General features: G+C 55.9%; 22 protein-coding genes. 14 read left to right on the top strand and 8 right to left on the bottom strand.

All coding sequences use genetic code 11. The features are described from left to right. The first annotated feature begins 21 nt into the window (after positions 1–21). From rsxG to nth, 3 genes are read left to right on the top strand one after another with little or no spacing between them, the layout of a single operon-like run. Complete coding sequence (rsxG, locus tag V2154_RS09375; RefSeq protein WP_353503963.1) at positions 22–654, top strand: electron transport complex subunit RsxG; 633 nt, start codon at positions 22–24, stop codon at positions 652–654. Continuing rightward, positions 647–1,354: an electron transport complex subunit E gene (locus V2154_RS09370; protein WP_353501996.1), complete on the top strand. Its 708-nt coding sequence runs from the start codon at positions 647–649 to the stop codon at positions 1,352–1,354. Before rsxG ends, V2154_RS09370 begins: the two co-directional genes overlap by 8 nt. After that, on the top strand, positions 1,351–1,983 hold the full coding sequence (gene nth / locus V2154_RS09365; RefSeq protein ID WP_353501995.1) for an endonuclease III: 633 nt from the start codon (positions 1,351–1,353) through the stop codon (positions 1,981–1,983). Before V2154_RS09370 ends, nth begins: the two co-directional genes overlap by 4 nt. A 677-nt stretch (positions 1,984–2,660) precedes the next feature. Here nth and V2154_RS09360 read toward each other — a convergent pair. After that, positions 2,661–3,161: a YjjA family protein gene (locus V2154_RS09360; protein ID WP_353501994.1), complete on the bottom strand. Its 501-nt coding sequence runs from the start codon at positions 3,159–3,161 to the stop codon at positions 2,661–2,663. 130 nt (positions 3,162–3,291) lie between these two features. Then, on the bottom strand, positions 3,292–4,206 hold the full coding sequence (locus tag V2154_RS09355) for a LysR family transcriptional regulator (RefSeq protein ID WP_353501993.1): 915 nt from the start codon (positions 4,204–4,206) through the stop codon (positions 3,292–3,294). Between the two features lie 180 nt (positions 4,207–4,386). On the opposite strand from V2154_RS09355, the gene V2154_RS09350 reads away from it, so the two are divergent. Next, entirely contained in the window at positions 4,387–4,953 is a 567-nt protein-coding gene (locus V2154_RS09350; RefSeq protein WP_353501992.1) for a dihydrofolate reductase family protein, read from the top strand. A gap of 82 nt (positions 4,954–5,035) precedes the next feature. On the opposite strand, the gene dacD is transcribed toward V2154_RS09350, so the two are convergent. Continuing rightward, positions 5,036–6,205: a serine-type D-Ala-D-Ala carboxypeptidase DacD gene (dacD, locus tag V2154_RS09345; RefSeq protein ID WP_353501991.1), complete on the bottom strand. Its 1,170-nt coding sequence runs from the start codon at positions 6,203–6,205 to the stop codon at positions 5,036–5,038. A 399-nt stretch (positions 6,206–6,604) separates the two neighbouring features. On the opposite strand from dacD, the gene V2154_RS09340 reads away from it, so the two are divergent. From V2154_RS09340 to V2154_RS09310, 7 genes are all read left to right on the top strand, one after another. Further along, positions 6,605–8,911 carry an FdhF/YdeP family oxidoreductase gene (locus V2154_RS09340; RefSeq protein ID WP_353501990.1) on the top strand — a complete coding sequence of 769 codons (2,307 nt, stop codon included), beginning with the start codon at positions 6,605–6,607 and terminating at the stop codon, positions 8,909–8,911. Between the two features lie 135 nt (positions 8,912–9,046). Beyond that, positions 9,047–10,990 carry an exoribonuclease II gene (locus tag V2154_RS09335; protein ID WP_353501989.1) on the top strand — a complete coding sequence of 648 codons (1,944 nt, stop codon included), beginning with the start codon at positions 9,047–9,049 and terminating at the stop codon, positions 10,988–10,990. 507 nt (positions 10,991–11,497) lie between these two features. Further along, positions 11,498–11,728, top strand: coding sequence for a hypothetical protein (locus tag V2154_RS09330; protein WP_353501988.1), 231 nt, complete (start codon positions 11,498–11,500; stop codon positions 11,726–11,728). A 41-nt stretch (positions 11,729–11,769) separates the two neighbouring features. Next, on the top strand, positions 11,770–12,978 hold the full coding sequence (locus V2154_RS09325) for an FAD-dependent oxidoreductase (protein WP_353501987.1): 1,209 nt from the start codon (positions 11,770–11,772) through the stop codon (positions 12,976–12,978). Between the two features lie 119 nt (positions 12,979–13,097). Next, the gene (gene fetA / locus V2154_RS09320) at positions 13,098–13,769 is read left to right on the top strand and encodes an iron efflux ABC transporter ATP-binding subunit FetA (RefSeq protein ID WP_353501986.1); all 672 of its coding nucleotides are present in this window, start codon (positions 13,098–13,100) and stop codon (positions 13,767–13,769) included. Then, on the top strand, positions 13,756–14,523 hold the full coding sequence (gene fetB / locus V2154_RS09315; RefSeq protein ID WP_353501985.1) for an iron efflux ABC transporter permease subunit FetB: 768 nt from the start codon (positions 13,756–13,758) through the stop codon (positions 14,521–14,523). Before fetA ends, fetB begins: the two co-directional genes overlap by 14 nt. A gap of 44 nt (positions 14,524–14,567) precedes the next feature. After that, positions 14,568–15,416 (top strand): DUF817 domain-containing protein, encoded by an 849-nt coding sequence (locus tag V2154_RS09310; RefSeq protein WP_353501984.1) that lies wholly within the window; start codon positions 14,568–14,570, stop codon positions 15,414–15,416. Positions 15,417–15,474: 58 nt separating this feature from the next. On the opposite strand, the gene hutU is transcribed toward V2154_RS09310, so the two are convergent. The 4 genes from hutU to V2154_RS09290 form a co-directional block, all read right to left on the bottom strand. Beyond that, on the bottom strand, positions 15,475–17,157 hold the full coding sequence (gene hutU, locus V2154_RS09305; protein WP_353501983.1) for a urocanate hydratase: 1,683 nt from the start codon (positions 17,155–17,157) through the stop codon (positions 15,475–15,477). Positions 17,158–17,174: 17 nt separating this feature from the next. After that, positions 17,175–18,755 (bottom strand): histidine ammonia-lyase, encoded by a 1,581-nt coding sequence (gene hutH / locus V2154_RS09300; protein ID WP_353501982.1) that lies wholly within the window; start codon positions 18,753–18,755, stop codon positions 17,175–17,177. Positions 18,756–18,837: 82 nt separating this feature from the next. Next, positions 18,838–19,410 (bottom strand): HutD/Ves family protein, encoded by a 573-nt coding sequence (locus V2154_RS09295; RefSeq protein ID WP_353501981.1) that lies wholly within the window; start codon positions 19,408–19,410, stop codon positions 18,838–18,840. Then, complete coding sequence (locus tag V2154_RS09290) at positions 19,407–20,780, bottom strand: formimidoylglutamate deiminase (RefSeq protein WP_353501980.1); 1,374 nt, start codon at positions 20,778–20,780, stop codon at positions 19,407–19,409. The genes V2154_RS09295 and V2154_RS09290 overlap by 4 nt, the downstream gene beginning before the upstream one ends. Positions 20,781–21,032: 252 nt before the next feature. Between V2154_RS09290 and hutC the strand changes: the two genes are divergently transcribed. From hutC to hutG, 3 genes are all read left to right on the top strand, one after another. Further along, positions 21,033–21,818: a histidine utilization transcriptional repressor HutC gene (hutC, locus tag V2154_RS09285; protein WP_034790273.1), complete on the top strand. Its 786-nt coding sequence runs from the start codon at positions 21,033–21,035 to the stop codon at positions 21,816–21,818. A gap of 209 nt (positions 21,819–22,027) precedes the next feature. Then, positions 22,028–23,278, top strand: coding sequence for an imidazolonepropionase (hutI, locus tag V2154_RS09280; RefSeq protein WP_353501979.1), 1,251 nt, complete (start codon positions 22,028–22,030; stop codon positions 23,276–23,278). Continuing rightward, on the top strand, positions 23,275–24,102 hold the full coding sequence (gene hutG, locus V2154_RS09275) for an N-formylglutamate deformylase (protein WP_353501978.1): 828 nt from the start codon (positions 23,275–23,277) through the stop codon (positions 24,100–24,102). Before hutI ends, hutG begins: the two co-directional genes overlap by 4 nt. A gap of 670 nt (positions 24,103–24,772) precedes the next feature. Here the strand turns inward: hutG and V2154_RS09270 are convergent. After that, the gene (locus tag V2154_RS09270) at positions 24,773–25,459 is read right to left on the bottom strand and encodes a FadR/GntR family transcriptional regulator (RefSeq protein ID WP_353501977.1); all 687 of its coding nucleotides are present in this window, start codon (positions 25,457–25,459) and stop codon (positions 24,773–24,775) included. Between the last annotated feature and the right edge of the window lie 135 nt (positions 25,460–25,594).

Below are 25,594 nucleotides of genomic sequence, written 5' to 3'. Positions count from 1 at the left end.
GACAGTATGGAAAAAGGTAAAATGCTTCAAACCATGCGCCGCCACGGTGTCACGCTGGCGGTGTTTGGCGCGCTGATGACCGGCATGACCGCGATGGTTAACTTGCTTACTAAGCCAACCATTGCCCATCAGGCGCTGTTACAGCAAAAAAGCTTGTTTGACGAAGTGATCCCTTCCAGTGTCTATAACAATGACATGCAGAACGAATGTTACAACGTCACGGACGAATCACTGGGGACTGCCACACCGCACCGCCTCTATCTGGCGCGCATGGATGGCAAACCGGTGGCCGCTGCAATTGAAACTACCGCCCCTGATGGCTATTCCGGCGCGATCCAACTGTTGGTTGCCGCTGATTTTCATGGCAAAGTTTATGGCTCGAGGGTTCTTGAACACCATGAAACGCCCGGTCTCGGCGACAAAATCGAAGTTCGCATCTCTGACTGGATCAAAAGCTTTGCTAATCAGGTGATTAATGGCCCTGACGACCCGCGTTGGGCCGTCAAGAAAGATGGCGGCATGTACGACCAATTTACTGGCGCGACCATTACCCCGCGCGCCGTGGTGCGTTCAGTAAAACGCACGGCACTGTTTATCGAGACGGTACCGTCTCAGCTTTCAAACCTCACCCCTTGTGGAGCCCGTGATGAGTGAAGCCAAGAAGATAATTGTTCAGGGTCTGTGGACCAATAACTCCTCGCTGGTACAGCTGCTGGGCCTCTGCCCGCTGCTGGCGGTGACCTCCACGGCGACTAACGCGCTGGGGTTGGGTCTGGCAACCACGCTGGTGCTGACCTGCACCAACGCCATGATCTCGGCCTTCCGCCGCTGGGTGCCGAATGAGATCCGTATTCCGATTTACGTGCTGATCATCGCCTCAGTGGTCAGTACCGTGCAGATGCTAATCAACGCCTACGCTTTCGGCCTGTATATGGCGCTGGGGATCTTCATCCCGCTGATCGTCACCAACTGTATTGTGGTGGGCCGCGCCGAAGCCTGCGCCGCCAGTAGCCCGGTGCATCTGGCCGCCCTCGACGGCATGATGACCGGCCTGGGTGCCACCGCCGCGATGTTCGTATTAGGCTCGATCCGTGAAATTCTCGGCAGCGGCGTACTGTTTAACGGCGCAGATTTGCTGCTCGGCAGCTGGGCCAAGGTGCTGCGCGTCGAAGTGATCCACCTCGATAACCCATTCCTGCTCGCCATGCTTCCGCCGGGCGCGTTTATTGGTTTGGGCCTGCTGTTAGCAGGTAAGTACCTGATTGACCAACGCCAAAAAGCGCGTCAGGCCGCCAAAGCACACGCATCCCAGCAGTCAACCTTGCCGAAAGGCAGCGCGGGTAACGCGTCATGAATAAAGAGAAGCGCATCAGTATTCTCAGCCGGCTGCGGGAGAATAACCCGCACCCGACCACCGAGCTGGTGTACACCACGCCATTCGAGCTGCTGATTGCGGTTCTGCTTTCGGCGCAGGCCACTGACGTGAGCGTCAATAAAGCCACCGCCAAGCTGTATCCGATTGCCAACACCCCTGCCGCAATTCTGGAGCTGGGCGTGGACGGCGTGAAGGAGTACATCAAAACCATCGGCCTGTTTAATTCCAAGGCTGAGAACGTGATCAAGACCTGCCGCCTGTTGCTGGAAAAGCACGGCGGCGAAGTCCCCGAAAACCGCGAAGCCTTAGAAGCCCTGCCCGGCGTCGGCCGTAAAACCGCCAACGTGGTGCTCAACACCGCCTTTGGCTGGCCGACCATCGCCGTCGACACCCATATTTACCGCGTCTGTAATCGCACCAATTTCGCCCCCGGCAAGACCGTGGAGAATGTCGAAGATAAGCTACTTAAAGTGGTCCCCGCCGAGTTCAAACTCGATTGCCACCATTGGTTTATCTTGCACGGGCGCTATACCTGTATCGCACGTAAACCACGGTGCGGGTCCTGTGTGATTGAGGACTTATGCGAGTTCAAAGAAAAGGTTGAATAAGCTTTTTCAGCTTTTAGAAAGCAGAGGAAACTTTTAAGGGCAAGTTCAAGGTCGTGGGCGTCGGCCCACACCGACCAAGGGAGGCGTAAACGCGCCTCCCTTGGAACCCTGCGTTTTTTCTCGCTGGAAGATCGAGGCTGCGCAGGGTTGGGATGGACGTGTTTCAGGAACCACGGAGATCGTCGCGAAGTGCCGCCGCTTAGGCGGTTCCCTCAGTTCGGGCTTCGAGCCATAGGTCTCGAACCACTCCCTCGGCGTCACTTCTGAACGCGACTTACTGGCATTTACTTCGAGCCGTTTCATTCACAAAAAATCTGAAAATCACTGAAAAGGTACGGTTGAGATGCCTCAAAACCGCAGTCAAAAATGGCGCTGAGCGAACGGTTCGAGACCCAAGGCTCGAAGCCTGAAGCGAAGGCACCGCCTAAGCGGCGACATTTTGCGGTGGATAACGGAAGTACCTGAAACAAGTCCGCCTAACGAGCGAAGCGCGCAGTTAAAAAAGCCCGGGGGTCAAGGGGGCGGCGGCGACTGGCCGCCCCCTTGCCGGTGTGGGCCGGTGCCCACGACCTTGAATTTGAATTTGAATTTGAATTTGAATTTGAATTTAAAGATTTTAAAAGCGGGTTTGGGCAGCCGCCCAAGACCTTAGCGGAATTGGGCCGCACACCCAAAAATCAAATAAAGGATTTCGCCTGCTTCAACACCACATCACAGGCTTTTTGTTTCACTTTCTCTTTCACCTGCGACAGGCCGTTCCCCAGATTGTTGAGGTCAACGTTCTGCCCTTTGCCGGTTTGCAGTAAGCCGCCGAGGCCGTTTTGGTAATCCTGGCTCTGCGCGCCTGCGGCACTTTCAATGCCCAGCTTGCTTAACAGCTTGTCTTTCACATTTTCGGTGCTGGCTTGCGACAACACGTTATTCTTCACGCAATACTGCAAAACGCCCGCAACGTTGGTGGCGCTTTTCGAGGTCAGCGCGCTATCACCGCCGTTGAGCAGCGACATCAAAGAAGCCCCTGAATTGGCCCCGTTGCCCGCCGTGGCACCGTTACTGCCGTTTAATTGCTGATTGGCTGCGTCCTGCAATGAACTCAACAGATTATTTGCCTGCGCACCGCCGGCAACTAACACACCACTTGCCGCGATGGCTAACAACACTGTTTTTAATGCTTTCATGTGTAACTCCATTAATTTCTCTTACGGGCTTTGATTGCCGCTTTTATGCAAAATAAGCCCGTAAAGCTTGGTCTTAAACATTCATTTCATCAATAGGAAAACGTCTCGTAATGTTACAGAACGAAAAGCTTCAGGGTTGAAGGTTAGGCTGTTGTGCTATCCATAGCGCGGCGGCGTTGAAAAAGTGCTGGGCCAGCGGCGTGGCGCGCCCTGCTTCAGCTACCACCAGCGCGGCGTGGCGACTCATTGGCGCAATATCCAACGGGCAGCGTTTCAGCGCCGGATGCATCTCATCAATCAAATGACCACGGGGAACCAGCGCGCAGCCCAGCCCGACAAAAACGCCCTGCATCAGTTGGAAAATCGAGGTGCTTTCAAGCGTCGGGTGCAGCACCAGACCGGCCTGACGGAAGTGATTATCCAGATAGCGGCGGAAATAGCGGCTCGGCTCCGACAGGCACAGAGGCAGCTGGGCGGCCTGCTCGGCGGTCAATAACGTCGCATTCTGCAACTGCGGGAAGTGGTCGGGGTGATAGACCACGTCGACGCCCCCATCGTCAATCGGCGCCAGTTGGAAACGCAGTTCATTGAGGGTGGAAAACTCAAAAAAGCCGATACCGACGTCCACAGCGTGACTACTCAGGGCTTCGATCAGCTGATCGGCGCTGACTTCCGCCACGCGATAATCCAGCCCCGGATGGGTATCATTCACCGCCTTTATCAATCGCGCTAGAGAGATGCTGCACTGCGGCATCACGCCAATGCGCAAGGTACCGCTCAGCCCCTGCTTTAGCGACTCCACTTCCAGCTTGAGCCCTTCATAGACCGCAACAATCTCACGCGCCCAGCTCAGTACCCGCAGGCCTTCCGCCGTAAAACCTTCGAAATTATTACCGCGATTGATCAAGTTGAGATCTAGCTCTTTCTCAAGATTTTTCAATCGCATAGAAAGCGTCGGCTGGCTGACAAAACTAGCCTCTGCCGCACGGCCAAAGTGCCGCTCGCGTTCAAGATTGCAGAGGTAAATGAGTTGCTTGATGTCCATAGGGTCGTAAAGAAGCCGCGTGATAGATAGGAGTAATGGTAGAGAGTATAACGGCGCGGCGGATGAAAGTCGTGAAGGGACCATTGTTATAGATAACGGTGGTGAATAGTGGCTGCACAAAAAAGTGTGACATTTTGTAAAACCGGATTATTCTTAGCCGCAACATTTAAGGAGGAAAAGATGGCTAATCAGATGCATACCAAAGTAAGAGTGTATATGGCCAGCTCACTCGATGGCTATATCGCAGGCCCGAATCACGAGCTTGAATGGCTGAATAAGGATCATTCCCGCGCCGGAGATTTAGCGGACGACGCCAACTTCCTGCAATTTGATCCATTTATGGAACAAGTGGGATGCATGCTGATGGGCCGCAACACTTATGATGTTCTGGAAGCCATGGGCCAATGGGTTTATGGCGATGTCCCAGTACTGGTCGCCACCTCGCGGGCTATTGCGCGCCCTGCTTCTGCGACCATCAAGACAGTGTCTGGCGACATTCACGCGTTGATTGCCCAAGCCACAACGCTGGCGAATGGCAAAGACGTTTATATTGATGGCGGGAATATGATTCAGCAGGCGCTATCTGCGTCACTGGTTGATGAAATGACCCTGACTTACATTCCTGTCCTGCTCGCAGAGGGTGTCAGGCTTTTCGATAATCTTGCCGGGCAGTCGGCGTTGCAATTCACCGGCAGTGCCAGCCACGGCGGCATGTTACAAGTCTCAAGTCGTTTGGTTAAAGAGTAGATATCCCAGCTACCCTCTGAACTTAAACAAAAAGGGAGGCGTTTTCGCGCCTCCCCCACGTCATTCAGCCCCAAGCGCTGAACTAGATCTTTAACTTCACATAATCCACTAAACGGCTAAACATCCCGCCTTTAGCGACATCTTCCAGTGCCACCAGCGGAATGGTTTTAATGGTTTTGCCGTTATCAACAATGTTGATGCTGCCCAGCTCTTGGCCTTTTTTCAGCGGCGCGTCGATCTGTGGATTGGTCAGCACGTATTGGGCTTTCAGCTTGTCGGCGTCGGACTGCGGCACGCTGATGAACACGTCATCCAGCGAGCCGACCTTGACGTCCTGATGGTCGCCGAACCAAACTTTCTCTGTCGAAACGGTTTGTCCCGCTTTGAAAATCTGCTTGCTGGTGTATTCGCGGAAGCCCCAGGTCAGCAGCTTGCGCGCCTGCTCTTCGCGCCCTTTTGAGCTTTTACCGCCCATCACCACGGCGATCAGGCGGCGGTTGCCCTCGGTCGCAGAAGCAATAATGTTGAAGCCAGCGCTTTCGGTGTGGCCGGTTTTCAGGCCATCAACTTGCAGGTTTTTGTCCCACAGTAGGCCGTTACGGTTCTGCTGAGTGATGTTGTCATAGGTCAGCGATTTTTCGCTATACATATGATATTCCTCAGGTTCGCCGCCAATAATGGCGCGAGAAAGCTTGGCTAAGTCATAAGAGGTGGTGTACTGGCCCGGCGCGTCAAGGCCGTGAACGGTTTCAAAGTGGCTGTTGGTCAGCCCCATAGAGGTGACGTACTGGTTCATCATGCCTACGAACGCGTCCTGGCTGCCGGCCACGTAGTCGGCCATTGCCACACAGGCGTCGTTACCGGAGGTCACGATAATGCCGCGGATCAGGTCGCGCACTGTGACGCGGTCGCCCGGCTTGAGGAACATCAGGGAAGAACCGGCCAGACTTTTGTTACCTGCCACCCAGGCTTCTTGCGGCACGGTGACCACGTCATCCATGGTGATTTTGTGTTTATCCAGCGCGCGGTCGATAACATAACCGGTCATCAGTTTGGTCAGGCTGGCCGGGTTACGGCGCTCGTCCGGGTTGCCCGCCGCCAGCACATCACCACTGCCGTAATCCATCAATACAAAGGATTCTGCGTCAATACTTGGCGGAGCCACTGGGAAATCTAATGGCGCAACGGCTTTCGCCGCGCCTGCTGATAACATTAATACGCCAGTTAATACACTCAATACGCTACGTTTCACGGCTTGTTCCTTTATAACGCCAAACGCCACAGGCCGCATTTAGCTCGGCATGTGGCTAAAATAGATTCAATACTCCCCAAACCTTGTTCCATGAAGGCTAAAACAGCGAAATTTGCAGGAGAAAACGGATTGGCGCATAGGGTGCACTATAAAGACGCACGACTAAACCCTGTTTATTTTTCTAAGCGTTTCATAATGAAACGGCTTAGTTACAATTTGTTGATATTTCCCGCGATAAACGCGCTCTATCTCACGATTGCGCCATTCGATTAGACGAAATCCCCTCTTCAGTCCTAAACTTGTGACATAAAATTAACAATCGGTTTAACAATTCAGCGCCACCGATTGCATGTCACTTATCACATTCGGCTTTTCGAATGACACCTGCGAAGCGAAAATATGAAATTCAAAACTGAGATCAAACCTTATACCGGTGCTGCCGGTGGTTGGGGATCATTAGAAGCCACCACCCGTTACGTCTTCGACAGCAAAAAAGTCCTTTCTAACCTGCGCAACCTGATGCGCGTGAACAAGGGTCGCGGCTTCGACTGCCCGGGCTGTGCCTGGGGCGACGACAACCACAGCACCTTCAGCTTCTGTGAAAACGGCGCCAAAGCCGTCAGCTGGGAAGCCACACGTAAAGCCTTGGAGCCTGAGTTCTTTGCTCAGCACAGCGTGAGCAAACTGCGCGAACAGAGCGACTATTTCCTTGAGTACCAGGGCCGTTTGACTCAGCCGCTGCGCTACAACCGCACCACTGACCACTATGAGCCTATTAGCTGGGACGACGCCTTCTCGCTGATCGCCAGCCATTTAAAAGGTCTGGAAAGCCCGGATCAGGCTGATTTCTACACCTCCGGCCGCGCCAGCAACGAAGCTTCTTATCTGTATCAAGTGTTTGGCCGCATGTTCGGCACCAACAACTTCCCTGACTGCTCCAATATGTGCCACGAAGCCAGCGGCGTTGGGCTGAAGCAGAGTATCGGGGTGGGTAAAGGCACCATTCGTCTCGACGACTTCGAAAAGGCCGATGCCATTTTCGTCTTCGGTCAGAACCCCGGCACTAACCACCCGCGCATGCTGCACAGCCTGCGCCACGCCGCCGATCGCGGCGCGAAAGTAGTCAGTTTCAACACCCTGCGCGAGCGCGGTCTTGAGCGTTTTGCTGACCCACAAAAACCGCTGGAAGTGGTCACCACCAAATCAGGCCGTATTAGCTCCGCCTATTACCAGCCAAATCTTGGCGGCGACATGGCGGCGGTTCGCGGCATTGTTAAAGCCCTCTTGGAAGCCGATCGCGACCGCGTGTCCAACGGCCTGAGCACCATTTTCGACGCAGACTTTATCGCCCAGAACACCGCGGGCGTGGATGAGTATCTGGCGGTGGTGGATGCTACCTCTTGGGAGAAAATCGTCGAGCAGTCTGGCCTTTCCGAAGAAGAAATTCGCGAAGCGGCGTCTATCTACGTGCAGGCCGAGCGCGTGATTTGTACTTGGGCGATGGGTATCACTCAGCACAAACACTCCGTGGCTACCGTGCGTGAAATCACCAACCTGCAACTGCTGTTTGGCCAACTCGGCAAGCCGGGCGCGGGCCTGTGTCCGGTGCGCGGTCACAGTAACGTGCAGGGCAACCGCACCATGGGTATCGACGAAAAAGCGCCAAAAGCCCTGCTCGACGCCATGGAAGCCCACTTCAAATTCACCCCGCCACGCAACCCGGGCCACAACACGGTTGAAGCGTTGGAAGCCATGTTGAAGGGTGACGCCAAAGTGCTTATCTGCCTCGGCGGTAACTTAGCGGCGGCGGCACCGGACACCTTGCGTACCGAGAAGGCGCTGAGCAATCTCGACCTGTCAGTGCAAATCAGCACCAAGCTGAACCGCAGCCACTTAACCCCGGGCCGCGAAGCCTTGATCCTGCCTACCCTTGGTCGTACCGAGCTGGATATGCAGGCCACGGGTTCGCAGTTTATTACCGTTGAAGACTCCTTCAGCATGGTTCACGCCTCCGAAGGTGTGGGTATCCCGTTATCTCCAGAGCAGCGTTCCGAGACGGCGATTGTCTGCGGCATTGCTAACGCCGTGCTGGGCGACAAATACCTCGACTGGATGGCGCTGGCGGACGATTACAACCTGATCCGCGACCATATCGAAGCCACTATTCCAAGCTTTACCGATTTTAACGCCCGTTGCGACATTAAAGGCGGCTTCTACTTGGGTAACGCAGCGGCCGAGCTGAAATTCAACACGCCAACCGGTAAAGCCAACTTCAGCGCGGCAAGCTTGCCTGAACAGCTGATCCCGCAGGGCAATCAGGATGCGCCGTTTACGCTGCAAACCCTGCGCTCCCACGACCAGTACAACACCACCATTTACGGGCTTGATGACCGTTACCGTGGCGTTTACGGCCAGCGCGAAGTGCTGTTCATCCACCCTGACGACTTAGCGGCATTAGGTATGAAGGATGGCGAACTGGTGGAAATCGAAACCCTGTGGACCGACGGCGTCGAGCGCAAAGTGACCGGCTTCAAACTGGTGAGCTACGACATCCCGCGCGGCAATCTGGCGGCCTACTACCCGGAAACCAACCCGCTGGTGCCAATGTCCAGCTTTGGTGACCAAACTCACACCCCTACCTCTAAAGCGATCCCGGTGGCTATCCGCCGCTGCGAGCAGAAAGTCGATCTGCAACGCATCGCCTAATCTTCAAGTCTGCATTCCCTCTTTCGCGACAAGGTTATGTCGTGAAAGAGGGGGTTATTGCTTGCCGCACGCGGCCATTTCGCGTAAAACTGTCTGCCGCTAATCGAGCCACTTTAACCCCACTCTCTGGACGATATGTTTCAAGATAACCCGCTGCTCGCGCAGCTAAAACAGCAACTTCACTCTCAGACTCCCCGCCTTGAAGGCATCGTTAAAGGAACTGAGAAAGGCTTTGGCTTTCTTGAAGTAGACGGTCAAAAAAGTTACTTCATTCCGCCTCCGTACATGAAAAAAGTCATGCACGGCGACCGCGTGATTGCCTCTTTACAGACCGAGAAGGACCGCGAAGTGGTTCAGCCTGAGACGCTGGTTGAACCTTTCCTCACGCGCTTTGTTGGCCGCGTAACCAAGAAAGATGACCGTCTGTCTATCGTGCCGGACCATCCTTTGCTGCGTGACGCCATCCAGTGCCGCACCGCGCGCAACATCAATCACGAAGTCAATGACGGCGACTGGTGTGTAGCAGAAATGCGTCGCCACCCGCTGAAAGAAGGCGATCGTGGTTTTCAGGCCGAATTAACCGAGTGGATCACCACCGGTGATGACGATCTGGCCCCTTGGTGGGTCACGCTAGCGCGCCATAATCTGGAACGCGAAGCCCCTAAATCTGAAATTGCAGAAATCCTCGATCAAGGTCTGACTCGCGAAGACCTGACCGCCCTGCCGTTTGTCACTATCGACAGTAGCAGCACGCAGGACATGGATGACGCGCTTTATGTTAAAGACAACGGCGACGGCACCCTGCAACTGAATATCGCGATTGCCGATCCCACGGCTTATGTGGCCGAAGGCACCGAGCTGGACAATATCGCCAAAAAACGCGCATTCACCAACTACCTGCCGGGCTTCAACATCCCGATGCTGCCGCGCGAACTGTCTGACGACCTGTGCTCGCTGTGGCCGGACGTTCAGCGCCCGGTGCTGGCATGTAGCGTCACCCTCGCCGCCGATGGCGCGCTGGGTAGCGACATTCGCTTCTTCGCGGCAACCATCGAGTCAAAAGCAAAACTGGCCTATGACGATGTCTCCGACTGGATTGAGCAGGAAGAGAAAAGCGCATGGCAGCCACAAAGTGATGTGATTGCTGACCAGATTCGCCTGCTGAAACGCGTCTGTGACGTGCGCAGCGCGTGGCGTACCGCGAATGCGCTGGTGTTCAAAGACCGCCCTGACTTCCGCTTCATTCTGGGCGAGAAAGGCAACGTGCTGGAAATCGTCGCCGAGCATCGCCGCATTGCGAACCGCATCGTAGAAGAATCGATGATCGCGGCGAACGTTTGTGCCGCCATCGCCCTGCGCGACACCCTTGGTTTCGGCGTTTATAACGTGCACACCGGCTTCGACCCGCTGCTGGTTGAGAACGCCATCACCGTGTTGCAAGCCAATGATGTTGAAGCTAATGCTGAAGAACTGCTGACCTTGCCGGGTTTCTGCGCACTGCGTCGTAAACTTGACGCGATGCCAACGCAGTTCCTCGACAGCCGCATTCGTCGTTTCCAGACTTTCGCCGAAATCAGCACCGTTCCTGGCCCGCACTTTGGTCTGGGTCTGGAAGCCTACGCCACCTGGACTTCGCCAATCCGTAAATACGGCGATATGGTCAACCACCGCCTGTTGAAGGCGATGATCACCAAGCAGGCCGCTGAGAAGCCACAGGACGAGATGACCGTGCAACTGGCAGAGCGCCGCCGCGCCAACCGCATGGCCGAGCGCGATGTGGGTGACTGGCTGTACGCCCGTTATCTGGAAGATAAAGTCGGTACTGACACTAAGTTCAGCGCCGAAATCATCGACGTCACTCGCGGTGGCCTGCGCGTTCGCCTGCAAGACATCGGCGCCGTCGCCTTCATCCCTGCTCCGTTCCTGCACAGCGTGCGCGACGAGTTGGTATGCAGCGCCGACACCGGCACCGTTCTGATTAAGGGCGAAGTCGCCTACCGTCAGAGCGATATCATCGACGTGCAAATCGCCGAAGTTCGCATGGAAAACCGCAACGTGATCGCCAAACCAGCCGTTTAGGGTTTCGCTTGAGCGATGGTTAGAAAGGCTGGTCAGGGAAAGCTGACCGGCCTTTTTTTATTTCAAATTTAAGGTCAAGGTCGTGGGCGTCGGCCCACACCGACCAGGGGGCGGCATATCGCCACCGCCCCCTGGACCCCCAGGCTCTTTCACTGCGCGCTCCGCTAGTTGGATGGACGTGTTTCAGTCACTTCAGTTCACACCGCAAAATGTCGCCGCTTAGGCGGTTCCCTCAGTTCGGGCTTCGAGCCTTGGGTCTCGAACCACTACCTCGGCGTCATTTCTGACTGCGGTTTTGAGGCATTTCAACCGTGCTGTTTCAGTAGTTTCAGGATTTTTTTTGAATTGGAATGAAACAGTTCGGTGTAAATGCCCATAGGCCGCGTTCAGAAATGACGCCGAGCAAGAGGTGGAAATCCGCGTGTCTTTTTACGCGGGTTGTAATCCCGCAGCGAGGGAACCGCCTAAGCGGCGGCACTTCGCGACGAACACTGCGGCCGCTGAAACATGTCTATTCCAACCCTGCGAAGCCTCGATCTACCAGCAGCAAAAAACGCAGGATTCCAAAGGGTTTCGTTTAAAACCCTTTGGGCCAGTGTGGGCGGCGAGCCCACGGTTTTGACCTTGGGGCCGGTGTGGAGGCGGCATCCCTTGCCGGTGTGGGCCGGTGCCCACGATTTCAACCTTGAAGTTGAATTTAAAAGCGGTCAAAAGATTGACCGCCACCCCTTCAAATGATAATTATTATCATGTAAATCATTTTCTGCCGGACAGGTTCCATGAGCTTTAATTCTGAACACTCTTCCGCTTCATGTTGCATCGTTGGCGGCGGCCCTGCGGGTTTGATGCTGGGTTATCTGCTTGCCCGCCAAGGTATTACCGTTACCGTATTGGAGAAACATGCCGATTTCCTGCGTGATTTCCGTGGCGACACCATTCATCCCTCGACGCTGGAAATCATCTGGCGATTAGGCTTTCTCGACGAGTTTTTGCAGCTACCTCATCAGCGCGCTGAGAAGCTTTATGGCGAAATCAACGGCAAGGAGACCACGCTGGCGGATTTCAGCCATTTGCCGACTCAGTGCAAATTCATCGCCTTTATGCCGCAGTGGGATTTCCTTAACTTCATCAGCAGCAAGGCCGCAATGCTGCCTAACTTCACTCTGCTGCATAACGCCGAGGTGAAAGGTCTGATTGAAGAGAATGGCGTGGTGAAAGGCGTGAACGCAGTGGTTAACGGCGAGTCGCGACGGATTGACTCTACGCTGGTGATTGGCTGTGACGGGCGTAACTCTATTGTGCGCGAGCAGGCCGGGATGGAAATCCGCCGTTTCGGCGCGCCTCGTGATGTGTTGTGGCTGAAAATCCACAAACTGGCGGATGACCCGCAGTGGTCGATGGGCCATCGCGGGCCGAAAAAGAATTTCATCATGATTGACCGTGGCGACTACTGGCAATGCGGCTACTCCATCGCCAAAGACAGCCTCGACGCGCTGCGCGAGAAGGGTTTACAGCCCTTTGTCGAGCTTATCGCCGAGGTGTCGCCTTTCGAGCTGAGCCGCCTGCAACACGACATCACAGACTGGGATCAGGTCAAGCTACTGAAAATCCGCATCGACCGCCTGAAAGAGTGGGCCAAGCCGGGCATCTTGTGCATTGGCGACGCCGCCCACGCCATGTCGCCGATTGGCGGCGTCGGGGTGAATTTGGCGATTCAGGACGCCGTGGCTACCGCCAATATCATCAGCGCCCCGCTGCTCAAAGGCAGGCTGGAGTTGAAGCACTTACAGCGCGTCCAGCGCCGTCGCGCCTTTCCTACTTGGGCAACCCAGTCTTTGCAAATCATGATCAGCAAAGCGGGCCAGAAGAAACGCAGCAAACCACCGGGCCGTATGGAGCTTTGGTTGCGCAGCCGTAAGTTTGTGCCCTTCCTGTTTGGCAGGCTGATTGGTATAGGTTTCTATCGGGAAATCCCCAAAGGGCTGTGATGCAGCCCGTCCATCGACTGCCAAGGCTTTTGTAAACGATTTGAAGCAACTCAGTTTGTTACCTGACACAAACTGAGTGGTATTATGCGCGCATTCAATGGACCACCAAGGAAGACGCCATGCCGCAGTCTGCGCCCCTTTTAGACCTTCAGGAAGTCAGCTTTACCCTCAATCAACGCCCCCTGCTGGAACCCGTTTCATTTACCCTCAATCCGGGTGAATTCACGCTGCTGACCGGGCCTTCGGGCAGTGGCAAAAGCACGCTGCTGAAGATCATTGCTGCGCTGCAAACCCAGACCGGCGGTACCATCAAGTTCAAAGGCGACGATATTACCGGCTTAAAAACGGAAAAATATCGCCAGCAGGTCTCCTATTGCTTCCAGACCCCTTCGCTGTTTGGCGATACCGTGCGCGACAATCTGGCGCTGCCTTATCAAATTCGCGGCCAGAAGATGGATGAAGCCAAAGTGAAACAGTGGCTAGAGCGCGTCAATTTGCCGACGGATATGCTTGATAAGAAAGCCCAAGAGCTGTCTGGCGGCGAGAAGCAGCGCGTCTCATTGCTGCGCAATCTACAATTTATGCCCGATATCCTGCTGCTGGATGAAATTACCAGCGCCCTCGACGAAGAAAATAAGCACAACGTCAATCAGATCATCGCCGATTTGGTCGAGCAGGAGAACCTCGCTGTACTCTGGGTCAGCCACGACAGCAATGAGATCCGCCACGCCAAAAACGTTATCACCCTAAGCCACCGCGCCGCCGAGAGCATCGACCATGAGCCAGCATAACATCACTAACGAATCACTGGCGCTGGCCCTCATTCTGGTCATCGTCGCCCTGCTGGTCAGTAAACGCGAGAAGCTGGGACTAGAGAAGGACATCGTTTGGAGCGTTGCGCGGGCCATCGTGCAACTGGTGGCAGTCGGCTATGTGCTCAAGTACATTTTCGAAATCAACGACGGCTGGCTGACCCTGCTGATGGTGCTGTTCATCTGCTTCAACGCCGCCTTTAACGCTAAAAAGCGCAGCCGGAATATTGATAACGGCTTTGCGATTTCCTTTATTGCTATTACCGCCAGCACCGCGCTGACGCTGGTGATCCTGATCCTCAGCCGCTCGATTGAATTCCTGCCGATGCAGGTGATCCCCGTCTCCGGCATGATTGCGGGCAACGCCATGGTGGCGGTCGGGCTGTGTTATAGCAATCTCAACCAGCGCTTTATGGATAACCAACAAAAAATCCTCGAGATGCTCAGCCTCGGCGCATCCACCAAGCTGGCGTCCGGCTCGATTATTCGCGACAGCATTCGCGCCGCGATGATCCCCACCGTCGATGCCGCCAAGACCGTCGGCATCGTCAGCCTGCCGGGCATGATGTCCGGGATGATTTTCGCCGGTATTGATCCGGTAAAAGCCATTAAGTACCAGATAATGGTCACCTTTATGCTGCTCGGCACCGCCAGCGTCTCCACCATCATCGCGGGCTACCTCGCCTACCGCCGTTTCTATAATGAGCGTGCGCAACTGCGCGTGATGAAGTAAATTTAGCGGCTTTCCTGCAATGGGGATTTTATTCAAGGACGACCATGGGCCCTTTACAACGACTGGATTTATTTCTGACTCAACCCCGCGAAAAGCAGCCAATTCGCGGAGTTCGCCGCTTTTTAACCGAATTTATTTTCTTCGGGGTGAAAGAGGCGCGCGCCTGTATCTTCGTCGGACTGTTCTTTTTGGCGGTGTTTTTGGTGCCGCGCGGCGGCATATTCCATGTCCCGCGCTATGACGTTTTGCTGCTGGTCGCGCTGTTTATTCAGGTGTGGATGCTGACCAGCAAGCTTGAAACGTTGGATGAGTTTAAAGCCATCATGCTGTTTCACGTGGTCGGTTTTGCGCTGGAAGTTTTTAAAACCTCGTCGGGCATTCGCTCGTGGAGCTACCCGGATTTCGCCTACACCAAGCTGTTCGGCGTGCCGCTGTTTTCCGTCTTCATGTACGCGGCGGTGGGCAGTTATATGATTCAGTGCTGGCGGCTGCTGGACGTTAAAGTGCGCAACTACCCGCCCTATACGCTGGCCGCCATCTGCTCGCTGCTGATTTACGTGAACTTCTTCACCCATCACTACATTGGCGATTTCCGCTGGTACATCACCGCGCTGGTACTGGGGCTTTACGCCCGCAGCTATGTGGTGTTCACTCCCTACGATACCCCACGCCGCATGCCGCTGATTTTGGCATTTATTCTGATTGGCTTCTTCATCTGGCTGGCGGAGAACATCAGCACCTTCTTCACTATCTGGCGCTACCCTAATCAGCTCAGCAGCTGGTCCGGCGTGCATCTGGGTAAATGGAGCTCCTGGGCGCTGCTGGTTATCATGACTTTCACCATGATCACCTGGCTGAAAAACATCAAAAAGCATGTTCACGTGCCGGTTTAATCTTCGCCATAAAAAAGGGCAAGCTCGCGCCTGCCCTTGTCTTTCTAACTTAGCTTACTCACACCATTGGCAGGTTTAGGTCATTGCGTTTGGCGCAGTCGATGGCTTGCTGATAACCCGCGTCGGCGTGGCGCATGACGCCGGTTGCCGGGTCATTCCACAGCACGCGTGACAGGCGGGCATCGGCTTCTTTGGTGCCGTCGCAGACAATGACCATCCCCGCGTGCTGAGAGAAGCCCATGCCTACGCCGCCGCCATGGTGCAGGCTGACCCAGGTAGCGCCGCCCGCCGTGTTAAGCAGCGCGTTGAGCAGCGGCCAGTCAGAAACCGCGTCGGAGCCATCTTTCATCGCTTCGGTTTCGCGGTTTGGCGAGGCCACCGAGCCGGTATCCAGATGGTCCCGCCCAATCACTACCGGCGCTTTTAGCTCGCCGTTACGCACCATTTCGTTAAAGGCTAGTCCGGCGATATGACGCTCGCCGAGGCCCAACCAGCAGATCCGCGCCGGCAGCCCTTGAAACGCGATGCGCTCGCGAGCCATATCCAGCCAGTTGATCAGATTAGCATTGTCCGGGAACAGCTCTTTCAGCTTGGCGTCGGTTTTATAGATATCTTCCGGGTCGCCGGAGAGCGCCACCCAACGGAACGGGCCTTTGCCTTCGCAGAACAGCGGGCGGATATAAGCCGGAACAAAGCCCGGGAAATCAAAGGCATTCAGCACACCTTCCTCTTTCGCTACCTGACGAATATTGTTGCCGTAATCCACGGTTGGAATGCCCATGGCGTGGAAGTCGAGCATCGCCTGCACGTGTTTCGCCATCGACGCGCGAGAGGCTTTCACCACCGCCTGCGGGTCAGAGACGCGTTTGTCCTGCCACTGCTCCAGCGTCCAGCCTTCCGGCAGGTAGCCATTGAGCGGGTCATGGGCCGAAGTCTGGTCAGTGACGATATCCGGGCGCAGGCCGCCCTGCTTGGCGCGCGCCACCAGCTGCGGCATCAGCTCCGCCGCGTTACCCAACAGGCCAACGGAAATCGCCTGTTTTTCCGCGCAGGCTTTCTCAATCATCACCAAGGCTTCTTCGATGCTGTACGCTTTGTAATCCAAGTAACGGGTGCGAATGCGGAAATCGATGCGCGACTCCTGACACTCAATCGCCAGCACGCAGGCTCCTGCCAGTACGCCAGCCAGAGGCTGTGCACCGCCCATGCCGCCAAGACCGGCAGTCAGGATCCACTTACCGCGCAGATTGCTGTTGTAGTGCTGGCGGCCCGCCTCGGCGAAGGTTTCATAGGTTCCCTGCACGATGCCCTGCGCGCCGATGTAGATCCACGAACCGGCGGTCATCTGGCCGTACATCATCAACCCGGCTTTATCCAACTCGTGGAAATGGTCCCAGTTCGCCCAGTGCGGCACCAAGTTAGAGTTGGCAATCAGCACGCGCGGCGCGTCAGCGTGGGTGCGGAAAATCCCCACTGGCTTGCCGGATTGCACCAGCAGCGTTTCATCAGCGTGCAGCTTGCGCAGGCTGTCTAAAATCGCTTCGAAGGCCGGCCAGTTGCGCGCCGCTTTGCCGATACCGCCATAAACCACCAGATCTTCCGGGCGCTCGGCCACGTCAGGATCGAGGTTGTTCTGGATCATCCGGTAGGCCGCTTCAATCAGCCAGTTTTCACAGCTCAATTCCGTGCCGTGAGGGGCGCGAACCGCGCGAGCAACCGCCGTTTTCTGAGGTGCATTCATGTTGAATTCCTTATTAATCAGTTAAAACTCGGTAACAAAGCTTCAATGACCGATGGCCACTGCCCGCGACTGGCCCACAGGCGCATGGCTTCTACGTCAGGTGCCATCAGGCGATCTTTTTCCAAATAGGCCACGTCTTGGCGAATGGCCTGTAACTCTTTCTCTAGCAGCGGAGAGCTTTTCAGCGGGCGAATGAAGTCGATGCCCTGCGCGGCGGCCATCGCCTCAATGCCCACCACCACGGAGGTGTTGAAACACATGTCGCCAAGGCGACAGGCGGCGTAGGTCGCCATAGAGACGTGGTCTTCCTGATTGGCGGAGGTTGGCAGGCTGTCCACGCTGCCCGGATGCGCCAGCGATTTATTCTCAGAGGCCAGCGCGGCGGCGGTCACCTGTGCAATCATAAAGCCGGAGTTCACCCCGCCGTCATTAACCAGGAACGGCGGCAGGCCTGACAGCCCGGTGTCGAGCAGCAATGCCAGGCGGCGCTCGGAAATAGCCCCAATTTCGGCCACCGCCAGCGCGATGATGTCGGCGGCAAAGGCTACCGGCTCGGCGTGGAAGTTACCGCCAGAGATAACATCACCATTCTCGGCAAACACCAGCGGGTTATCCGAAGCGGCGTTAGCTTCGATTTGCAAAACGCGGGCAGCGTGTTGCAGGTTATCAAGGCATGCGCCCATCACCTGTGGCACGCAGCGGATAGAATAAGGATCTTGCACCCGGCCGCAGTTGGCGTGAGAGGTGACAACGTCACTCCCTTCCAGCAAAGCCGTCACTGCAGCTGCAACGGAGATTTGCCCCAGTTGGCCACGCGCTTGGTGAATGCGCGCATCATAAGGTTTCACCGAGCCTTTGATGGCTTCCAGCGACAGTGCTCCGGCCACCAAGCCTGCGGAGAAGACTCGTTCAGCTTCAAACAGCCCGGCCAGCGCCAGAGAGGTCGATACCTGCGTGCCGTTTAGCAGCGCCAGCCCCTCTTTTGGCCCCAACTCAATAGGTTTCAAACCGACGGTTGCCAGCCCTTCTACCGCCGACATGCGAACGCCCTGCGCGGTGACTTCCCCTTCGCCGATCAGCATCAGCGACAGGTGGGCCAGCGGAGCCAAATCTCCCGACGCGCCCACCGAGCCTTTCTCTGGAATACACGGCAGCACGCCCGCATTGAGCAAGCTTATCAGTGCATCAATCACTTCCATGCGAATACCAGAATGGCCGCGCGACAGGCTGAGGATCTTAGTGGTCATCACGAGACGCACCACGTTATCGGCCAGCTCTTTGCCAATCCCGACGCTGTGCGACAGCACCAGATTGCGCTGCAGCTCGGCCAGACGCTCTGCCGGAATGCGAGTTTGCGCCAGCTTGCCAAACCCGGTGTTGATGCCATAAACCACCTTGCCGGACTCGACGATGCGGTTCACCGTTTCCTGTGACGCCAGCACGCCCCCGCGCGCCTCCTCGGCCAGTTCAACGCGAACGCTCCAATATTGCTGCTGGTTTTCACGCTTTTCGGCGGAGTAAATGGCGCGCAGTGTGGCAAGGTCAACCTGACCGGGGTGCAGATGGGAGACGCGAATGTCGTGAGATGCAGATGACATAATCTAATCCTGTATAGACAAGTTAGGGGCAAATAACGCCCGACACAGTGAAATGGCCGGGCCCTTTATTGAAATCGCTAAATCAGCGGGTGATTTCTACCCAAAGCAGTTGCGCATCTGGCTGCAAAGCCCGGACTGGCTGGCTTTTTTCTTGGTTCGGCTCAAAAGCCCAGTACAAGCCATCTTCCGCGGCCAGTTTGATGGAGGGCGTCACCTGCCACTCTCCGCGCAGAACGTACAGCAGCCCGGCGGTTTGCCAGTTGACCTCAAAGTCATGGCTTTGCGCCCTGACCTGCGCCGCGCAGCTGCCGCGACGGGTCATAATGTTGAAATCCTTGGTCACGCCGCCCAGCAGCGTGGCGACGATCGGCACTTCTCCAGCGAAAGAGTAAGGCGCGCCAATCTGAGTTAAGGGGTGGTCGACACCCTGCTCACCGTGCAGATGCACGCCCTCGCCACTTAATAAGGTGATCGAGCGGTCAATACCGGCAAAGAGAGAAAAAGGCCCATCAGCCGCAATGGTGGCGATGCTGGCCCGCCACTCAAAATCGCGTTGACCCTCAGGCCAGCTGATAATTTCACGGGTTTCTCCCCCGCCGTTGCGCCAAGGGCTGACAGGCAGACTGGCGTAGGAGAATCGGGTTAATGCGCTCATGCCGCGTCCCTTGCCAGTTGCTGGAGCAATGCAAGGAAGTCCGCGCTGGCCTGAGACTGTTGAGGATGGCGGCCATTGACCACTTTGGCTTTGCCCGCCACAAAAACGTCACGAATTTGCGCGGCGCTACCGGCAAAAATCCACCGATTGAGCAGTTCGCTGTCTGCCGCCGCCGCGAGGTACGGGTCTTCACCGTCTAGTACCAGCCAGTCGGCGCGATAGCCCACGGCAAGCTGACCGATAGCCGCGCCGCAGGCTTGAGCACCGCCCCGTAGCGCCTGGGTGTAGAGCAAATCCCCTACTGAAGTATGCTCAGCGCTAGTCAGGCGATTGCGGCGCAGGTCGCGCAGACGCTGGCCGTACTCCAGCCAGCGCAGCTCTTCCACCAGGTTGAGAGACACATGGCTATCAGAGCCAATGCCCCAGCGCCCTTTTTGCGCCAGATAATCCACGCCGGGGAAAATGCCGTCGCCGAGATTCGCCTCGGTGGTTGGGCACAGGCCGATCACCGCGCCGCTGGCCGCAATGCTCGCCAGCTCGAAACGGTCGGGATGGGTAGCGTGGATCAGGCACCAGCGCGGGTCCACGTCGATGTTGTCGAACAGCCACGCAATAGGCCGTTGCCCGCTCCAGGCCAGACAGTCATTCACCTCTTTCTGCTGCTCGGCAATGTGGATATGCACCGGCAGATCCTCTGGACTAGCAGCCAGCACCTGCTGCATTTGTTCACGAGATACCGCGCGCAGCGAATGGAAGCACAGCCCCTGATTTTGCAGTGGTTTGTCTTGCAGCTGCGAAGCAATCACTTGCTGTTGATTGAGGTAACTCTCTGCATCTTGAATAAAGCGTCTTTGGCCAGTCTGAGCAGGCTGCGCGCCAAACCCCGAGTAGCTGTAGAGCACCGGCAGCAGCGTCATACCAATGCCCGCCTGCTCGGCGGCATCGCTAAGCTGGGCAGTCATTTCACCCATGTCGCTATAAGGCTGGCCGTTGATATCATTGTGTAAATAGTGGAATTCGGCGACTTGGGTATAACCGCCTTTGAGCATTTCGATATACAGCTGGCGGGCAATCACGCCCACCTGCTCAGGCGTCAAACGGCCAACCAGCCGATACATCAGATCTCGCCAGGTCCAGAAACTGTCCTGCGGGTTGCCCGCCACTTCAGCCAGACCGGCCATGACCCGTTGAAAAGCGTGGGAGTGCAGGTTTGGCATCCCCGGCACAATCGGCCCGTTGAGCCGATAAGCTCCTTCCGGCTGGGCATTGGCCTCTACCGAGGTCAGCACGCCCAGTTCATCAACGGTAAGTCGCACGTGACTCGCCCAACCCTGTGGCAACAGTGCGCGTGTGGCGAAATAAGCAGGCATAGAGACAGTCCTAAATCTTGAGATTGAAGGTCTACAAATGCAATTTATAAGAAACAATTGCGAAACGTTCCGGCTACTTGTCTATACATATACATATGCCCGATTGCGCTGTAAACTTCGTCGAACGTTTTTTTTAATATTTTCGTTTTTCATCACGCATTGATGACGCGCATTTGGCGTTCGTTTACTCTGTCGGCGTGGGTGAGCGGCTCTGCCCGTACCCGGCTGATTTTTCTTAATGAGGTAGTGTATATGTCCGAATCCACACCGTTGTCCCAACAGGGTGTTTCACAGCAACGATTATCCGAGCTGGCCGCCGCCATTAGCGACACCCCAGCGCCGATTTATCAACGCGTGAAACAGGCCATCGTCGGGCAAATTCGCGACGGCGTGTGGAAGCCCCATCAGCGCGTTCCCTCAGAAAGCGAGCTGGTAAACGAGCTTGGCGTCAGCCGTATGACCATTAACCGCGCCTTACGGGAACTCACCAACGAAGGATTTTTGATGCGCATGCAGGGCGTCGGCACCTTCGTGGCCGAAGCAAAGGCCTACACGCCGATGCTGGAAGTGCATAATATTGCTGATGAAATCGCCCAGCGCGGCCACCGCCACAGCAGCGTGGTGATGGCCTGTGAAACCCGTCAAGCCGATGCCGAACAAGCGCTGCAGCTGGAGATTAAACCCGGCGAGTCGCTGTTTTATTCGCAAATCGTCCATTTTGAAAACGACGTGCCGGTACAGATTGAAGACCGTTATGTGAACCCTCAGGCCGCGCCGGATTACCTGCAAAACGTGATGAACAACGCCACGCCTTACACCTATTTGATGCGAATCGCTCCGCTGACCGCAGGCGAGCACCGCGTCGAAGCTATTAGCGCCAGTGACACCCAGCGCCAGCTGCTGCAACTGAAAGAGCATGAGCCTTGCCTGCTGATCCACCGCCGTACCTGGAGCGGAAATCGCGTCGTCACCTCGGCCCGTCTGGTTTATCCCGGCTCTCGCTACCAACTGTTTGGTCGTTTTACCAGCCACGGCTAATCTCCCTGTTGCCATTCCCCTCTCCATAAAATGCCCTTTTCGCGGGTTACTGTATAAATAAACAGGTTTCCCGTCTAATACTAATGCCTATTTTTGGAATACACCTCGAAAAAAATTAAAAACCTCTGGCGATGGCTTGTCGCTTTTCGGCGAATACGTTAGGTTGACTAGAGTTGTCTATACAAGATAAACGCGGTCAGGAGCCTTACATGCCGTCATCGATTTCTCCTTTGAACACTGCTTCAGACAGGCTGGTTTGCGACAGTCTATGGACCGGCGCGACGCTAGTTACCATGCGAGATGGAAGCTATAACCTGATTGAAAACGGGGTGTTAGCTGTCAAAGATGGAAAAATAGTCTGGATCGGCACTGAGGAAAGTAGCCCGAAATTTGTCGCCTCTTCCCGCCACCACTTCGAGGGCGGCATCGTCACCCCCGGCCTGGTGGACTGCCACACACATCTGGTTTTTGGCGGCGATCGCAGCGCCGAGTTTGAGCAGCGTTTGAACGGCGTGAGCTATGCCGAGATAGCGGCTCAGGGCGGCGGGATTTTATCGACGGTGAATGCCACCCGCACCGCCAGCCAGAAAACCCTGTTTGAACAGGCGCGTTTTCGCCTCGCCCCGCTGTTAGCCGAAGGGGTGACCTGCATCGAAATCAAATCCGGCTATGGGCTGAGTGATGAGAGCGAGCTGAAAATGCTGCGGGTGATCCGCGAGCTGGCCGAAACCCAGCCCGTGAAGGTTAAAGCCACCTGCCTTGCCGCCCACGCTTTGCCGCCTGAGTATCAGGGTCGCGCCGACGAGTATATCGACCACATTTGCCAGAACTTACTGCCTCAGGTGGCAGCTGAGCGTTTGGCGGACGCCGTTGATGGTTTTTGCGAGCACTTAGCCTTCTCCACCGAGCAAATTGAACGCGTTTTCAAGGCGGCGCAAAAGCTTGGCCTGCCGGTTAAGCTGCACGCCGAGCAGCTCTCCTCCCTGCACGGCAGCCAGTTGGCAGCACAATACGGCGCCCTGTCCGCCGATCATCTGGAATACGCCACCGAGCAGGACGTCAAAGCCATGGCCGAGTCCGGCACGGTCGCCGTGCTGCTGCCCGGGGCTTATTACATGCTGCGCGAAACCCAAGTTCCGCCGGTGGCGCTGTTCCGCCAATACGGCGTGCCGATGGCGATTGCCAGCGACGCCAACCCCGGCACCTCTCCCGCGCTTTCCCTGCGTTTAATGCTCAATATGGCCTGTACTTTGTTCCGCATGACGCCTGAAGAAGCTTTGGCCGGCGTCACCTGCCACGGCGCGCGGGCGCTGGGTTTGCAGCAGACTCACGGCTCGCTTGAAGTGGGAAAAGTGGCTGATTTTGTGCACTGGCCGGTCGAGCGTCCGGCAGAGTTAGTTTATTGGCTGGGTGGTCAACTGCCCTGTACCGTGGTTTATCGAGGAGATGTTCGTTCATGAGTCTGAATAGCGCGCCAACCATTGCCGATCCTTACCACTTCAGCGCGGGTCGCAGCCCTTTGCTGATCAGCATTCCCCACGCCGGAACCAGGCTCACGCCTGAAGTCGCCAGCGGCTTGAGCGACGACGCGCTGCCCCTGTCGGACACCGACTGGCATATTCCACAGCTCTACGCCTTCGCCCAATCTCTCGGCGCCAATATTTTGGTCGGGCAGTATTCGCGTTTCGTGATTGACCTTAATCGCCCCGCAGACGATCAGCCGCTGTACACCACCGCCACCACCGGCCTGTTCCCCGATACGCTGTTCGACGGTCGCCCAACCTTTAAAGCTGACGGCCAGCCCGACGCTGCAACCCGTCAGCGCTATCTGGATGAGATCTGGCAGCCTTATCATCAGAAGATTGAGTCCGAGCTTGCTCGCATGAAGCAGGAGTTCGGCTACGCGCTGCTGTTTGATGCCCACTCCATCGCCTCGGTGATCCCACGCCTGTTCGAAGGCCAGCTGCCCGATTTGAACATCGGCACCAACAGCGGCGCGAGTTGTGCCCCAGAGTTGAGCGACATGCTCGACGCCCTGTGCAAGCAGCAATCCACCTTCAGCCACGTGTTAAATGGTCGCTTTAAAGGCGGCTACATCACCCGCGCCTACGGCCAACCGCAGGCCAACCAGCACGCGGTGCAGCTCGAACTGGCGCAGTGCAATTACATGGATGAGTTTGAGCCCTATCCGTATATCGAGGATAAAGCGGTTGTTTTGCAGGGGGTGCTGAAGCCAATGTTGGAGGGGATGATTTCGTGGGGATCGAAGGTATATGGGCGATGATTTTTCTTTTTCAATTACATCTCCAAAGGTAAGACATTGCGTTACCACGCGGACTGACTTTTAAGGTCAAGGTCGTGCGCTGCCGCCACACCGGCCTTAAAGGGCGCCTATCGCCGCGCCCCTTAAGAATCCCCGGCTCTTTACTGCGCGCTGTCGCTGTCTGAATGGACATGTTTCAGCTACTTCCGTTATCCACCGCAAAATGTTGCCGCTTAGGCGGCACCTTCGCTGCGGGTTCAAGCCTTGGGTCTTGAACCTCTTGCTCAGCGCCATTTTTGACTGCGGTTTTGAGGCATCTCGGACGTGCCGTTTCAATGGGCTTGGTTTTGGGTTTGTTTTTTTACGGATTGGATGGAATGGGTCGGTGTAAATGCCAGTAGGTCGCGTTCAGAAGTGACGCCGAATGAATGGTTCGAGACCAAAGGCTCGAAGCCTGAAATTCGGGAACCGCCTAAGCGGCGGCACTTCGCGACGAACACCAAGGCTGCTGAAACACGTCCATTCCAACCCTGCGAAGCCTCGATCTCACCACAGAAAAACGCGGGATTGCACAAGGGGGCGCGTTTACGCCCCCTTTGCCCGGTGTGGGCCGGCGCCCACGACCTTGAATTTGAATTTGAATTTGAATTTGAATTTAAAAACCTTTTTGCCAGCTTTTTCCAAAAAAGCGTCACCCCTCTAATAATTGATCATACACATGCTGAAGGTGCGCCTGCATCGCCGCCCTCGCCTTAATTGCGTCCCCCGCCAGAATGGCGTCAGTGATCCCCTGATGGTCGGTGTTCATCTCGCGGGCGAAATCACTCTCGCTGTAGTGGCGCTCAAGACGCACGAAACGTCGCGAACTACGCTTATCCCACAGGTATTCCATCATATCGCGCAGCACTTCGTTGCCCGTCATCTCACTAATCATCAGATGAAAACGGCGGTCCTCCTCAAGAAAACTGTCGTTATTAATGTTCAACTGCACCAGCGACTGATTAATCTCGGCGAGTTTCCGACGCTGCTCGTCAGTGCCATTAAGGGCGGCAAGCTCTGCGGTGGTGCATTCGAAAATCTGCCGCGCCTTGAGTAGTGACTCGAGGCTGAATCCCTCTTCGCTCGGCGTCGCAGGCTGCTCGGGTAAGGGGTTGTTGACGTAGACGCCGTTGCCGGTGCGAATTTCAATCCAGCCGGTGATTTCCAAGGCGATTAACGCCTCGCGAATCGACGAGCGGCTCACGCCAAACTGCTTCGACAGATCGCGCTCGGACGGGATCATCTCACCCGGCGCAAACTGGCCATTTTTGATGCAGCCAATCAGCACGTTTGAAATCTGACGGTACAGCCTTTCTACTTTTAGCGTAGGTAATTCCATGGTTCTCTCCGGCTGGTGCGGCGAAGTCTGGCTTGCCTGAGACAAAAATCACTGGCGTTAGCAAAACTGTCGACCGGATCACATTAATGATCCTGAGCATCCTGAATGATATATCGGTCAGGTGGCCTGACCACC

The organism is Ewingella sp. CoE-038-23 (assembly GCF_040419245.1).
Taxonomy (GTDB): domain Bacteria; phylum Pseudomonadota; class Gammaproteobacteria; order Enterobacterales; family Enterobacteriaceae; genus Ewingella; species Ewingella allii.
Note: the sequence above shows the minus strand (reverse complement) of the source record. Positions and strands in the feature narration are given on the sequence as shown.

What these genes read in the sequence shown, in the direction of transcription:
- hutU (WP_353501983.1), bottom strand. Translation starts at nt 17,157, where the DNA reads ATGAATGCACCTCAGAAAACGGCGGTTGCTCGCGCGGTTCGCGCCCCT.
- V2154_RS09335 (WP_353501989.1), top strand. Translation starts at nt 9,047, where the DNA reads ATGTTTCAAGATAACCCGCTGCTCGCGCAGCTAAAACAGCAACTTCAC.
- nth (WP_353501995.1), top strand. Translation starts at nt 1,351, where the DNA reads ATGAATAAAGAGAAGCGCATCAGTATTCTCAGCCGGCTGCGGGAGAAT.
- V2154_RS09310 (WP_353501984.1), top strand. Translation starts at nt 14,568, where the DNA reads ATGGGCCCTTTACAACGACTGGATTTATTTCTGACTCAACCCCGCGAA.
- hutH (WP_353501982.1), bottom strand. Translation starts at nt 18,755, where the DNA reads ATGTCATCTGCATCTCACGACATTCGCGTCTCCCATCTGCACCCCGGT.
- hutI (WP_353501979.1), top strand. Translation starts at nt 22,028, where the DNA reads ATGCCGTCATCGATTTCTCCTTTGAACACTGCTTCAGACAGGCTGGTT.
- V2154_RS09290 (WP_353501980.1), bottom strand. Translation starts at nt 20,780, where the DNA reads ATGCCTGCTTATTTCGCCACACGCGCACTGTTGCCACAGGGTTGGGCG.
- fetB (WP_353501985.1), top strand. Translation starts at nt 13,756, where the DNA reads ATGAGCCAGCATAACATCACTAACGAATCACTGGCGCTGGCCCTCATT.
- V2154_RS09350 (WP_353501992.1), top strand. Translation starts at nt 4,387, where the DNA reads ATGGCTAATCAGATGCATACCAAAGTAAGAGTGTATATGGCCAGCTCA.
- V2154_RS09325 (WP_353501987.1), top strand. Translation starts at nt 11,770, where the DNA reads ATGAGCTTTAATTCTGAACACTCTTCCGCTTCATGTTGCATCGTTGGC.
- V2154_RS09270 (WP_353501977.1), bottom strand. Translation starts at nt 25,459, where the DNA reads ATGGAATTACCTACGCTAAAAGTAGAAAGGCTGTACCGTCAGATTTCA.
- V2154_RS09370 (WP_353501996.1), top strand. Translation starts at nt 647, where the DNA reads ATGAGTGAAGCCAAGAAGATAATTGTTCAGGGTCTGTGGACCAATAAC.
- rsxG (WP_353503963.1), top strand. Translation starts at nt 22, where the DNA reads ATGCTTCAAACCATGCGCCGCCACGGTGTCACGCTGGCGGTGTTTGGC.
- V2154_RS09355 (WP_353501993.1), bottom strand. Translation starts at nt 4,206, where the DNA reads ATGGACATCAAGCAACTCATTTACCTCTGCAATCTTGAACGCGAGCGG.
- V2154_RS09295 (WP_353501981.1), bottom strand. Translation starts at nt 19,410, where the DNA reads ATGAGCGCATTAACCCGATTCTCCTACGCCAGTCTGCCTGTCAGCCCT.
- V2154_RS09360 (WP_353501994.1), bottom strand. Translation starts at nt 3,161, where the DNA reads ATGAAAGCATTAAAAACAGTGTTGTTAGCCATCGCGGCAAGTGGTGTG.
- fetA (WP_353501986.1), top strand. Translation starts at nt 13,098, where the DNA reads ATGCCGCAGTCTGCGCCCCTTTTAGACCTTCAGGAAGTCAGCTTTACC.
- hutC (WP_034790273.1), top strand. Translation starts at nt 21,033, where the DNA reads ATGTCCGAATCCACACCGTTGTCCCAACAGGGTGTTTCACAGCAACGA.
- V2154_RS09340 (WP_353501990.1), top strand. Translation starts at nt 6,605, where the DNA reads ATGAAATTCAAAACTGAGATCAAACCTTATACCGGTGCTGCCGGTGGT.
- V2154_RS09330 (WP_353501988.1), top strand. Translation starts at nt 11,498, where the DNA reads ATGTCTATTCCAACCCTGCGAAGCCTCGATCTACCAGCAGCAAAAAAC.
- hutG (WP_353501978.1), top strand. Translation starts at nt 23,275, where the DNA reads ATGAGTCTGAATAGCGCGCCAACCATTGCCGATCCTTACCACTTCAGC.